This is a genomic window from Agrobacterium sp. 22-226-1 (assembly GCF_053522345.1).
Window position 1 is genome coordinate 1 of the sequence record NZ_JBNWCP010000001.1, and the last position, 12,478, is coordinate 12,478.

A 12,478-nucleotide genomic window follows, 5' to 3' on the forward strand; every position below is an offset into this window, starting at 1 on the left:
GTGGAAGCACAGCAATGTGTGAAGCTTACCGTTACTAATAGCTCGATCGACTTCTTCGTTCCCATTGAATATGTTCATCGAACAAAGTTCGATGACATCTGTTCTGTCCTCACGGGCCAAAGGCCCTGCGGACGGCGCGCGCCATAAGGCGCGACGGACTGGCGTCCTGTATGGCTGCCATGCTCACTGTTGAGCAAAGGTGGGATACGGATCGGTCACAGAAAGACGTGTAAATAAGATAAAAAGTGGCAATGCCACCCAGCTTCTCGAAACAACAGTTTCCATGTGAAAACATGAACTAGGTTGCTTTGGCCACCTGGTCCCTCATATCAGAGGTGACCGTATGGCCGATTGGCGTCCCCCGTGAGCGAAAAGCGAACGGGATAAGGCATGCCAATCAAACAAAGCAATCATATGTTCATGCGTTCCGCATGAACATATGTTGCGTTTTGCCGACCTGGTGGTTATCGCGGGGCGGCTGCACCCGTTCCCATTCCGAACACGGCCGTGAAACGCCCCAGCGCCAATGGTACTTCGTCTCAAGACGCGGGAGAGTAGGTCGCTGCCAGGTCTGCAAAACGCAACTCAAAATCTTCTCTCTCACAAAAACGGGCAAAAGCCCAAATCAAAAGGCCGCAAATGCGGCCTTTGTGCTATAATAAAACCAGTCAACGCGGGGTGGAGCAGCCCGGTAGCTCGTCAGGCTCATAACCTGAAGGCCGCAGGTTCAAATCCTGCCCCCGCAACCAAACATCCAAAACAAAACCCCGTTGCACTCGCGACGGGGTTTTTTGTTTCTGGACTTATGATATCGGGCCCGCCGTCAGGGAAAAACTAGGCCGCTGATCACAAAGCCAATCCCACAATCTACTTCCATGAACAAAGCCATCTTCGGCATTGCCATCGATCAGAAAACGGTGATGATGCGCCATCATTTCTGTTCGGATAAAGGCCGCCGTGACCGCTGATCCCTTGCATATCCTCAAGACCATCTATGGCTACGATGCATTCCGCGGGCGGCAGGCCGACATCATTCGGCATGTAATGGCGGGAAACAATGCCTTCGTTTTGATGCCGACGGGCGGTGGAAAGTCGCTTTGTTACCAGATTCCGGCGCTTGCTCGTAATGGCATGGGGTTGATCGTCTCGCCGCTCATCGCACTGATGGTTGATCAGGTCGCTGCCCTGCGTCAGGCCGGCGTGCGGGCCGAAGCTCTCAATTCCGATCTTTCCCCGGAAGAGCGGCGCGCGCTTTGGCGGGACATGCGGGCCGGCAAGGTCGATATTCTTTATGCCGCGCCGGAAACCCTGCTCAAGCCGGATGTCCTCGATGCGTTGCAATCCATCGACCTGTCGCTGATCGCGGTCGACGAGGCTCATTGCCTGTCGCAATGGGGGCATGATTTCCGGCCGCCCTACCGCCAGCTAGACACGCTGATCGAGCGTTTTCCCGATACGCCGCGCATGGCGCTGACGGCGACGGCCGACGAGCCCACGCGCGCCGAAATTCTCGGTCACCTGGGGATTGAAGAGCACGATGCCTTCATTGCCGGGTTCGACCGTCCCAATATCCGCTATGCGATCATGGAGAAGGATAATCCGCGCGCGCAGCTGAAGCGCTTTTTGAAGGATCGCGACGGTGAGAGCGGTATCGTCTATTGCCTTTCCAAACGCAAAGTGGACGAAACGGCGGCATGGCTGCGGGAGGAGGGTCGCGATGCGCTACCCTATCACGCTGGCATGGATAAGGCCGCTCGTGAGGAAAACCAGACCCGTTTCCAGCACGGAGAGGCAGTCATCATTGTCGCGACTGTCGCCTTCGGCATGGGCATAGACAAGCCGGATGTGCGCTTCGTGGTTCATATCGACCTGCCCGGCAGCATCGAGGCCTATTATCAGGAAACGGGCCGAGCCGGTCGTGATGGTCTGCCATCGGACGTGCTCATGCTCTATGGCTATGAAGATATTGCCCTGCGCAATCGTTTCATCGAAGAATCGGATGCCGCGGACCAACGCAAATATATGGAGCGCCAGAAGCTCGATGCGCTGCTCGGCCTTGCAGAAACGGCCAGTTGCCGCCGGCAGGTTCTGCTCTCCTATTTCGGCGACCGGTGTGAGCCCTGCGGCAATTGTGATACCTGCGCCGAGCCGCCGGACCTGTTTGACGGAGCCATCGCCGCGCAGAAACTTCTGTCCTGTATTTATCGCACGGGTGAACGTTTTGGCCAGGCCTATGTCATCCGCGTATTGCTGGGTGTCGAGGACGAGCGGATTTCCCGCTTCGGACATGACCGCATCACCACCTACGGGATAGGCAAGGAGCACGACAACCGCACATGGCGCGCCATCCTGCGTCAGCTGGTTGCGTTACGCATGATTGAAGTGGATTTGTCGGGACATGGCGGCCTGTCCATCTCCGAGGATGGGCGGCGGTTCCTTCGCGAAAAACCGGCATTGATGCTGAGGATACCATCCGCTCCCCGTTCCGCACGGCAGCAGACGCCCCGCAACACGGTATCGACGGCCTTGCCGGAATCCGATCGCAGTCTTTTTGAGGCGCTGCGTGCGAAGCGCATGGAAATTGCCCGGGCACAGAACGTTCCGCCCTACGTGATTTTCCACGACAAGACCCTCATAGAACTTGCGACGGCAAAACCGGCCTCGGCGAAGGAAATGGCTGGGATTCCCGGCGTCGGAGATACCAAGCTCGAGCGATACGGACCTGCCTTTCTGGCGGCGATCATGCAGCACGCCGCTGGCGAATGACCGGCGGATATCCAAATTAATAGCCGAGTAATAAAACCGCAGAGCGTTGCGAAGGCTCAGCCGGTCGTGTCCTTGAACAGAACGTTCTGATCGATGAGATAGCGCGAAAACAGGGGCAGGCTCGCGCCGCCGATTGCCCGCGCCTGGCTACCGACCGCACCTTCGATGATGTCAGGCACCGTGACACCCTGCAGATCGTGGTGTTTAAGGGCAAGGCGGGTGGCGGCGACGATTCTGGTTCTAACCCAGTCGGGAAAACCGCCATCGATGATGACGCTCGAAAAATCGATGATGGAGGCGGCGGCAATGACGGCTTGCGCCAGCGCCGCGGCGGTTTTCCTGATCCAGCTTTCCAGCGGCTCGCCGAAATCGATCCACTCGTCTGGAGAAAACCACAGGGGGCGCGGATCGATACCCTTTTCGCGCAACATGTTTTCCAGAACGAAGATCGACGCGATTTTCAGAAGCTGGACGGTATTGCCATCCTGCCCCTGCACCGGCAGGGGGCCGATGGCGCCGGCCGTTCCCGTCTTTCCGGAAAATAGCGCCGAATTCAAAACGACGCCGCCGCCTATGAAGGAGCCGATGAAAACGTAAAGAAAATCCGGATAGTGCTGGCCTGCGCCAAAAACCAGTTCGGCGCCGCAGGCGCTGGTCGCGTCGTTCTGCAGAAAAACCGGATAGCTGACGTTTTCGGCAATTTCCGACCGGATATCGACACCCCGCCATCTCTCCATTTCAATCTGTGGAGCGCCCACTTCCTGCGCCCAGTTCCACAATTCAAATGGAGCGGCGATGCCGACGCCGGCAATTTTCTCCCGCTCGGCAGGGGAAAGCTTCGATTCGAGTTCCGTTATGCCGTCGATTACGAAGGGTAGTATCCATTCCGGAAGAGGGTAGGGATAGGTTCTGCGCAGCTTGAGCCTGATCCGGCCGACAAAATCCATCAGCACGAGATCGACGCTACGTCGGCCGATCTTCACACCGAAAGAAAAGACGGCGTCGGGATTAAGCCGCATTGGCGTCGATGGCTGGCCGACTTTGCCGCGCAACCTTTCACCGCGAATGAGAAGCCCGTCCTTTTCAAGCGAGCGCATGATGACCGAGACGGTCTGTGCTGAAAGGCCGCAAAGTCTTGATATCTCGGCTTTTGACAGTCCGCCGTGACGGCGAACGAGAGACAGCACGAGCCGCTCATTATAAGCGCGCACTCCGATCTGGTTGGCGCCGCCGCTTATATCCATGGTGGTGGGCGGCACCGGCGGCGCCGTCTCGACAGATTGTCTCATAGTGTCATCCTCCCGCCCGCCCTATCCGCCGCGACCGATACAGCAGGCTTTATGGCAATCTTGCTATCGCAACGTTAAACGACGTGGCGATATTCCTCCCTGCCGCATATCAGAATGCCATAGGGAATTAATAATTCAATCGGATTTATTTATTGACAGGCGTTTCCTTTGGTGGTTCCATCTGAGCCAACGGTCGTCGATCTCGGAGGAGACGGGATCGTCGGGTAACCGTCACGGTGCTCAAATATCCATTGGGAGGATCTCATGAAGACCACTGTTTCCGCTCTTCTGGGCGCGCTCGCGCTTGGCGTTTCTTTCGCTTCCGTTGCGTCTGCGGCCGATACCTCGGTTTGCCTCATCACCAAAACCGATACCAATCCCTTTTTCGTCAAGATGAAAGAAGGCGCGACCGCCAAGGCTAAAGAACTTGGTGTGACGCTGAAATCCTATGCCGGCAAGATCGACGGCGATTCCGAAAGCCAGGTAGCCGCCATCGAGACCTGCATTGCCGATGGTGCCAAGGGTATCCTGATCACCGCATCGGACACCAAGGGCATCGTTCCCGCGGTGCAGAAGGCGCGTGACGCCGGTCTTCTGGTCATCGCCCTCGATACACCGCTCGAACCCGTTGATGCCGCTGATTCCACCTTCGCCACCGACAATCTTCTGGCTGGTGAGCTGATCGGCAAATGGGCTGCCGGCAGCCTCGGCGACAAGGCCAAGGATGCGAAGATCGCCTTCCTCAACCTCACCCCCTCCCAGCCGACGGTGGATGTGCTGCGTAACCAGGGCTTCATGAAGGGCTTTGGCATCGACGTGAAGGACATCAACAAGATCGGCGATGAAAACGATCCGCGCATCGTTGGCCATGATGTAACCAATGGTAACGAAGAAGGCGGCCGCGCGGCGATGGAAAATCTGCTGCAGAAGGACCCGACCATCAATGTCGTCCACACCATCAACGAACCTGCGGCAGCCGGCGCTTATGAGGCGCTGAAGGCGGTCGGCCGTGAAAAGGATGTTCTGATCGTTTCCGTCGATGGCGGTTGCCCGGGCGTCAAGAACGTGGCGGAAGGCGTGATCGGCGCGACCTCGCAGCAATATCCGCTGCTGATGGCGGCTCTCGGCGTGGAAGCCGTCAAGAAGTTCGCCGACACGGGTGAAAAGCCGAAGCCGACCGAAGGCAAGAACTTCGTCGATACCGGCGTGACGCTGGTAACCGACAAGCCGGTCAAGGGCCTCGACTCGATCGATACGAAGGAAGGTCTCAACAAGTGCTGGGGTTGATGCCTCACCGTTGAAACCCGCGGGGGCATTCGTGCCCCCGCCCTTGGACCAGAATGAATATCAGGCACGATCCGGGGGATCGGACAAAGGAACAAACGAGCGCGTCACGCGTCCTGCGGGGATGATATAGGCCGCTTCACAACACTTTGAAATCTACGCATCATTCTCTTTGGAGATAGACCCGGTGTCAGGGCTGGTGCGATAGAGCGATCGGGAGGAAAATCCATGAGCGATCAGCCGGTGCGGGCTCAGCCGCATAATGAATTTGAAAAAGTGCTTTCGGGAAGTTCGACGCAGGTCGCCGCTTTCGATACGCACGACAAGAGCGTGCTGGAAAAACTGCAGCACTTTCTCCACTCCAGCCCGGCGGCCGTTCCGCTTATTGTTCTGGTGCTGTCGCTGATTGTTTTCGGCCTGCTTCTCGGTGGCAAGTTTTTCTCGGCCTTCACGCTGACCCTTATTTTGCAGCAGGTCGCCATCGTCGGTATTGTCGGCGCGGCGCAGTCGCTGGTCATCCTGACGGCGGGCATCGATCTGTCGGTTGGCGCGATCATGGTCCTGTCCTCCGTCATCATGGGACAGTTCACCTTCCGTTACGGCTTGCCGGCGGAACTCTCCATTCTCTGTGGCCTTGCCGTCGGCGCATTTTGCGGCTTCATCAACGGCATTCTGGTCTCGCGCATGCGCCTGCCACCCTTCATCGTCACGCTTGGTATGTGGCAGATCGTACTGGCGACCAACTTCCTCTATTCCGCAAACGAGACGATCCGAGCCCAGGATATCGCCCAGCAGGCGCCGATCCTGCAATTCTTCGGCGCCAATATCCGTGTCGGCAGCGCGGTCTTCACCTATGGCGTCATCGCCATGGTCCTGCTCGTCGCCCTGCTCTGGTATGTGCTGAACCGCACCGCCTGGGGCCGCCATCTTTATGCTGTCGGGGACGATCCGGATGCCGCCGAACTTGCCGGTGTCAACGTCAAGCGCATGCTGACCACCGTTTATACGCTGTCCGGCCTCATCTGCGCCTTCGCCGGCTGGGCCCTCATCGGCCGCATCGGTTCGGTTTCGCCGACCGCGGGCCAATTTGCCAATATCGAATCCATTACCGCAGTGGTTATCGGCGGCCTGTCGCTGTTCGGTGGACGCGGCTCCATCATGGGCATGATCTTCGGCGCCCTGATCGTCGGCGTCTTTTCGCTCGGCCTCAGGCTCATCGGAACAGACCCGCAATGGACCTATCTGTTGATCGGCGTCCTCATCATCATGGCTGTCGCAATCGACCAGTGGATCAGAAAGGTAGCAGGCTGATGGCAAAAGAACCCATTCTCACAGCACGCAATCTCGTCAAGCGCTATGGTCGTGTGACCGCCCTCGACCATGCCGATTTCGATCTCTATCCGGGCGAAATCCTGGCGGTGATCGGCGATAACGGCGCCGGTAAATCCTCTCTCATCAAGGCGATTTCCGGTGCGGTGACACCCGATGAAGGGGAAATCCGGCTGGAAGGCCAGCCCGTGCAGTTCCGCTCGCCGATCGAGGCGCGCAAGGCCGGCATCGAGACGGTCTATCAGAACCTCGCGCTGTCGCCGGCGCTTTCCATAGCCGATAATATGTTCCTCGGCCGGGAAATCCGTAAACCCGGCATTCAGGGCAGCCTGTTCCGCGCCCTTGACCGCCCGGCCATGGAAAAATTCGCCCGGGAGAAACTGTCGGAACTCGGCCTGATGACGATCCAGAACATCAATCAGGCGGTGGAAACCCTCTCCGGGGGCCAGCGTCAGGGTGTGGCAGTGGCGCGTGCAGCGGCCTTCGGCTCCAAGGTCGTCATTCTTGACGAGCCGACGGCAGCACTCGGGGTGAAGGAAAGCCGGCGTGTTCTGGAGCTTATTCTGGATGTGCGCTCGAGAGGCCTGCCAATCGTTCTCATCTCGCATAACATGCCGCATGTGTTCGAGGTCGCGGATCGCATTCATATCCATCGGCTCGGCAAGCGTCTGTGCGTCATCAATCCGAAGGACTATTCCATGTCGGATGCGGTCGCCTTCATGACGGGCGCCAAGGAAGCGCCGAAGGAAACGCTTGCCGCATGATGCTGAAGCTTGAAACGATCGCCGGGGATGTTCTTCGGCGAGCAGAAGGTAAATCCCGTTTTATCGTCGCTATTGCCGGTCCCCCTGGGGCCGGCAAATCCACGCTGGCGGATGCCCTTTGTAATGCTTTACTGGCACGGGGCGAAACGGCCGCCGTCCTGCCCATGGATGGATTCCATATGGACAATGGCATCCTCGAAGAGCGGGGGCTGCTGTCGCGAAAGGGCGCGCCGGAAACATTCGACGTGCGCGGTTTTCTCGATATCGTCTGCGCCGTCCGCAAGGGCGGGCAGGAGGTGCTTGTTCCGGTTTTCGACCGCTCCCGTGAAATCGCCATAGCGTCCGCCCGGGTGATTGCGCCGGAAACACGCTTTATCCTTGCTGAAGGCAATTATCTGCTGCTGGACGAGGCGCCGTGGACAACTCTTTCCAAAAGCTTCGACCTCACCATTTTTGTAGGGCCGTCCGTTGCGGTGCTGGAGGAGAGGCTGCGGAAAAGGTGGCAGGGCTATGATCTAGACGAGGCTGAGATCCACGCCAAACTTTTCGAAAACGATCTTCCGAACGGAAAAAGGGTGATCGAAAACGCCCGTCCCGCCGATATCCGCATCGATATCTGGGAATAGATTAACGCTTTTCTCTGTTTGAGTGGCGGCGCGCATGTGTCGTTAAGCCTTTGTTGACCATGTGTTGAATCTTTTTGATCCACAGGGTGGGGCTTTTGTGCGTCTATTCATTGACGCGAAAATTTCCTCATATACTATATGTGGTGTTCGAGGTTCTTCCGATTCGCAATGGTCGGGAGCTAAGACGGGAATTCGGTGCGTAACGCCATTATGGCGGAGCAAGGCCGAAACTGCCCCCGCAACTGTAAGCGGTGAGCATCGTTCCGATTTGGGTCACTGGAGCCGAAAGCTCCGGGAAGGCCGGAATAGATGTTGTGACCCGCAAGTCAGGAGACCTGCCTTGAGCGCAAACGTCCACGGGCGGGGTGTCCGGAGGAAGGTGTATGACGCAAATGATTTGCGTGCGCCCTTTTCTGCCCCCTCCAGAACAAGCTTCGGGGTGAAGTCATGCCAGTGCATTTGTTTGAGTTGCTGCGCTCGTCGGCGTAGAGAGTGATTTTACGCGGCTAAAAGCCGCGCGCGCCCACCCTAATGACAGAACCATCGCCGCCCGATTGCGATTGCAATCGGCAATGTTGAGCCGTGTCCGAAACCGGTTTCGAGAGAGGAAATTATGACCGTCACCGTTTACAGCAAGCCCGCGTGCGTCCAATGCACCGCCACCTATCGCGCCCTCGACCGCATCGGCGTCCCCTATGAGATCATCGATATCTCCGAAGATACGGATGCGCTCGATCATGTCCGCGGTCTCGGCTACATGCAGGTGCCCGTCGTCGTTGCCGGCGAACGCCATTGGGCGGGTTTCCGGCCGGATATGATCGGCTCGATCAGCTGAGGCGGCGGGACGATGGGCCTGATCGTCTATTATTCCAGCCGCTCTGAAAACACCCATCGTTTCCTTCTGAAACTGGGACGGCGTCTGTTTCGTCTGCCGCTTGGTGTTGAGGAAGATGTTCCCCATGTGTCCGAGCCCTATGTGCTGGTCACCCCCACCTATGGGGGCGGCGGCACCAAAGGGGCCGTGCCGAAGCCGGTCATCCGGTTTTTGAACGAGCCCTCCAACCGAAATCTCATTCGCGGCGTCATCGCGGCGGGAAACACGAATTTTGGCGCAGCTTTCGCATCCGCCGGAGATATCGTCTCGCGCAAATGCGCCGTGCCGTTTCTCTATCGCTTCGAGCTTCTCGGCACGGAAGAAGATGTCGCCAATGTCAAACATGGATTGGAACGATTTTGGACACGCTGACCTCAAGCGCCGCGCGCAACAAGGACGCCAAACAGCCGGCAGCCGCACCCCAGAAACCGCTTGATGCGGCCCTGGACTATCACGCGCTGAACGCGATGCTGAACCTTTATGACGAGAACGGGAAAATCCAGCTCGACAAGGACCGCCTTGCCGCCCGGCAATATTTCCTTCAGCACGTCAACCAGAATACCGTCTTTTTCCATAACCTCAGGGAAAAGCTCGATTATCTGGTGACCGAGGGATATTACGAACAGGAGGTGCTGGACCAGTATTCCTTCAATTTCGTTCGCGACCTCTATGACGAGGCCTATGCCCGGAAATTCCGCTTTCCGACCTTTCTCGGCGCCTTCAAATATTACACTTCCTATACGCTGAAGACCTTTGACGGAAAACGTTATCTGGAGCGTTACGAGGATCGCGTCTGCATGGTGGCGCTGGCCCTTGCGCGTGGCGATGAGCAGCTCGCCCGCAATCTGGTCGATGAAATCATTTCAGGCCGCTTCCAGCCGGCAACCCCGACCTTCCTCAACGCTGGCAAGAAGAGCCGTGGTGAGCTGGTCTCGTGTTTTCTGCTGCGTGTGGAAGACAATATGGAAAGCATCGGCCGCTCCATCAATTCGGCGCTGCAGCTTTCCAAGCGCGGCGGCGGCGTAGCATTGTCCTTAACCAATATCCGCGAATTCGGAGCGCCGATCAAACAGATCGAAAACCAGTCTTCCGGCGTCATTCCTGTCATGAAGCTGCTGGAGGATAGTTTTTCCTATGCCAACCAGCTTGGTGCGCGACAGGGTGCCGGCGCGGTCTATCTGCATGCCCACCACCCGGATATCATGCGCTTCCTCGATACCAAGCGCGAAAATGCCGACGAGAAAATCCGCATCAAGACCCTGTCGCTCGGCGTGGTGATACCCGACATTACCTTCGAACTCGCCCGCAACAATGAGGATATGTACCTGTTCTCGCCCTATGATGTGGAGCGGGTCTATGGCGTGGCCTTCACCGAAATCTCGGTCACCGAGAAATATCACGAGATGGTCGCCGACAGCCGAATCCGAAAGAAGAAGATCAAGGCGCGCGAATTCTTCCAGGTGATCGCCGAAATCCAGTTTGAGAGCGGCTACCCCTACATCATGTTCGAAGATACGGTGAACCGCGCCAATCCGGTTGCCGGCCGCATCAGCATGAGCAATCTCTGCTCGGAAATCCTGCAGGTCAGCGAGGCAAGCGAGTTCAATGCCGATCTATCCTATAGCCATATGGGCAAGGATATTTCCTGCAATCTCGGCTCGCTCAATATTGCTTCGGCGATGGATTCCGCCGATTTCGGCAAGACGATCGAGACCTCCATCCGGGCGCTGACGGCAGTGTCGGACATGAGCCACATCTCCTCCGTTCCTTCGGTGGAAAAGGGCAATGATGCCAGCCACGCCATCGGGCTTGGCCAGATGAACCTGCACGGTTATCTGGCGCGCGAACGCATCTTCTACGGTTCCGAAGAAGGCGTCGATTTCACCAATATCTATTTCTACACGGTGACCTATCACGCTATCCGCGCCAGCAACCGGCTGGCGGTGGAAAGGGGCCTGAGCTTCAAGGGCTTTGAGAACTCCAAATATGCCTCGGGCGAATATTTCGACAAATATACCGACCGGGAATGGCTGCCTGCGACCGAAAAGGTGAAGGCGCTGTTTGAAAAGGCCGGTATCGCCATTCCGACGCAGGAGGACTGGGAGGCGTTGAAGCAGGACGTGATGGTATCAGGTCTCTATAACCAGAATCTCCAGGCTGTGCCGCCCACCGGCTCGATCTCCTATATCAACCACTCCACCTCCTCCATTCATCCGATCGTCTCGAAGATCGAAATCCGCAAAGAGGGCAAGATCGGCCGCGTTTATTACCCGGCTTCCTACCTCTCGAACGACAATCTCGAATATTATCAGGATGCCTATGAAATCGGCCCGGAAAAGATCATCGATACCTACGCGGCAGCGACCCAGCATGTCGATCAGGGCCTGTCGCTGACGCTGTTCTTCCGCGATACGGCAACGACGCGCGATATCAACCGGGCGCAGATCTACGCCTGGAAGAAGGGCATCAAGACCATCTACTACATCCGTTTGCGCCAGATGGCGCTGGAAGGCACGCAGGTTCAGGGCTGCGTTTCCTGCACGCTCTGAATTGGAGGACAAGACAATGAATATCGCCGTAAAACCCGCGTCCCGCATCCGCGCGGTCAACTGGAACCGCATCGAGGACGACAAGGACCTCGAAGTCTGGAACCGCCTGACCTCGAATTTCTGGCTGCCGGAAAAAGTGCCGCTCTCCAACGACATCCCCTCCTGGGGAACGCTGAAGCCGGAAGAACAGAAACTGACAATCCGTGTTTTCACCGGCCTGACATTGCTCGACACCATCCAGAACGGTGTCGGCGCCGTGCGCCTGATGGAGGATTCGGCAACGCCGCATGAGGAGGCGGTGCTTTCCAACATCTCCTTCATGGAGGCCGTGCACGCCCGCTCCTATTCGTCGATCTTCTCGACGCTGTGCCTCACGCCTGACGTTGACGACGCCTATCGCTGGTCTGAGGAAAACGAGTTCCTGCAGCGTAAATCCGCACTCATCATGCGGGAATATGACAGCGGCGATCCGCTGAAGAAAAAAATCGCCAGCGTGTTTCTGGAAAGTTTCCTGTTCTATTCCGGCTTTTACCTGCCGATGTTCTGGTCAAGCCGCGCCAAGCTCACCAACACGGCGGATTTGATCCGCCTCATCATCCGCGATGAGGCTGTGCATGGTTATTATATCGGCTACAAGTTCCAGCGAGCGCTGGAGCGTCTCGGCGAAACGCAGAGACAGGAGATCAAGGATTTCGCCTTCGATCTCCTGCTCGAACTTTACGACAACGAGGCAAAATATACCGAAGACCTCTATGACGGCGTCGGCCTGACGGAGGACGTCAAACAGTTCCTGCATTACAATGCCAACAAGGCCCTGATGAATCTGGGTTATGAGGCTCTGTTTCCGGCCGAGGCCTGCCGGGTCAATCCGGCGATCCTCTCGGCGCTCTCGCCCAATGCCGACGAGAACCACGACTTCTTTTCCGGCTCCGGCTCCTCCTATGTCATCGGCAAGGCGGTTGCGACCGAAGACGAAGACTGGGATTTCTGAGGCCGG

General features: G+C 57.4%; 10 protein-coding genes, 1 tRNA gene, 1 rRNA gene and 1 riboswitch. Of the genes, 11 read left to right on the forward strand and 1 reads right to left on the reverse strand.

Annotated elements, in window-relative coordinates; translation table 11 throughout:
- The first annotated feature begins 456 nt into the window (after window positions 1-456).
- From rrf to recQ, 3 genes are all read left to right on the forward strand, one after another.
- Window positions 457-571, forward strand: a 5S ribosomal RNA gene (gene rrf, locus ACQZ5K_RS00005).
- Between the two features lie 101 nt (window positions 572-672).
- Window positions 673-749 (forward strand) — tRNA-Met (locus ACQZ5K_RS00010).
- A gap of 208 nt (window positions 750-957) precedes the next feature.
- The gene (gene recQ / locus ACQZ5K_RS00015; RefSeq protein WP_448739325.1) at window positions 958-2,766 is read left to right on the forward strand and encodes a DNA helicase RecQ; all 1,809 of its coding nucleotides are present in this window, start codon (window positions 958-960) and stop codon (window positions 2,764-2,766) included.
- 56 nt (window positions 2,767-2,822) lie between these two features.
- On the opposite strand, the gene ACQZ5K_RS00020 is transcribed toward recQ, so the two are convergent.
- Window positions 2,823-4,055 (reverse strand): ROK family transcriptional regulator, encoded by a 1,233-nt coding sequence (locus ACQZ5K_RS00020; RefSeq protein ID WP_425648112.1) that lies wholly within the window; start codon window positions 4,053-4,055, stop codon window positions 2,823-2,825.
- Window positions 4,056-4,319: 264 nt separating this feature from the next.
- Here ACQZ5K_RS00020 and ACQZ5K_RS00025 point away from each other — a divergent pair, with 264 nt between their 5' ends.
- From ACQZ5K_RS00025 to nrdF, 8 genes are all read left to right on the forward strand, one after another.
- The gene (locus ACQZ5K_RS00025) at window positions 4,320-5,342 is read left to right on the forward strand and encodes a sugar ABC transporter substrate-binding protein (RefSeq protein WP_003524279.1); all 1,023 of its coding nucleotides are present in this window, start codon (window positions 4,320-4,322) and stop codon (window positions 5,340-5,342) included.
- A gap of 225 nt (window positions 5,343-5,567) precedes the next feature.
- Window positions 5,568-6,650 carry an ABC transporter permease gene (locus ACQZ5K_RS00030; protein WP_003524280.1) on the forward strand — a complete coding sequence of 361 codons (1,083 nt, stop codon included), beginning with the start codon at window positions 5,568-5,570 and terminating at the stop codon, window positions 6,648-6,650.
- A complete protein-coding gene (locus ACQZ5K_RS00035; protein WP_003524281.1) occupies window positions 6,650-7,432 on the forward strand; it encodes an ATP-binding cassette domain-containing protein in 783 nt (260 codons plus the stop codon). The genes ACQZ5K_RS00030 and ACQZ5K_RS00035 overlap by 1 nt, the downstream gene beginning before the upstream one ends.
- The gene (locus ACQZ5K_RS00040) at window positions 7,429-8,058 is read left to right on the forward strand and encodes a nucleoside triphosphate hydrolase (protein ID WP_448739326.1); all 630 of its coding nucleotides are present in this window, start codon (window positions 7,429-7,431) and stop codon (window positions 8,056-8,058) included. Before ACQZ5K_RS00035 ends, ACQZ5K_RS00040 begins: the two co-directional genes overlap by 4 nt.
- Window positions 8,059-8,191: 133 nt before the next feature.
- Window positions 8,192-8,415, forward strand: a riboswitch (cobalamin riboswitch).
- 256 nt (window positions 8,416-8,671) lie between these two features.
- Entirely contained in the window at window positions 8,672-8,893 is a 222-nt protein-coding gene (gene nrdH, locus ACQZ5K_RS00045) for a glutaredoxin-like protein NrdH (protein WP_010970634.1), read from the forward strand.
- A 12-nt stretch (window positions 8,894-8,905) separates the two neighbouring features.
- A complete protein-coding gene (nrdI, locus tag ACQZ5K_RS00050; RefSeq protein WP_020812691.1) occupies window positions 8,906-9,304 on the forward strand; it encodes a class Ib ribonucleoside-diphosphate reductase assembly flavoprotein NrdI in 399 nt (132 codons plus the stop codon).
- A complete protein-coding gene (gene nrdE / locus ACQZ5K_RS00055) occupies window positions 9,292-11,481 on the forward strand; it encodes a class 1b ribonucleoside-diphosphate reductase subunit alpha (protein WP_448739327.1) in 2,190 nt (729 codons plus the stop codon). The genes nrdI and nrdE overlap by 13 nt, the downstream gene beginning before the upstream one ends.
- Before the next feature lie 16 nt (window positions 11,482-11,497).
- On the forward strand, window positions 11,498-12,472 hold the full coding sequence (gene nrdF, locus ACQZ5K_RS00060; RefSeq protein WP_142779954.1) for a class 1b ribonucleoside-diphosphate reductase subunit beta: 975 nt from the start codon (window positions 11,498-11,500) through the stop codon (window positions 12,470-12,472).
- Window positions 12,473-12,478: the final 6 nt, after the last annotated feature.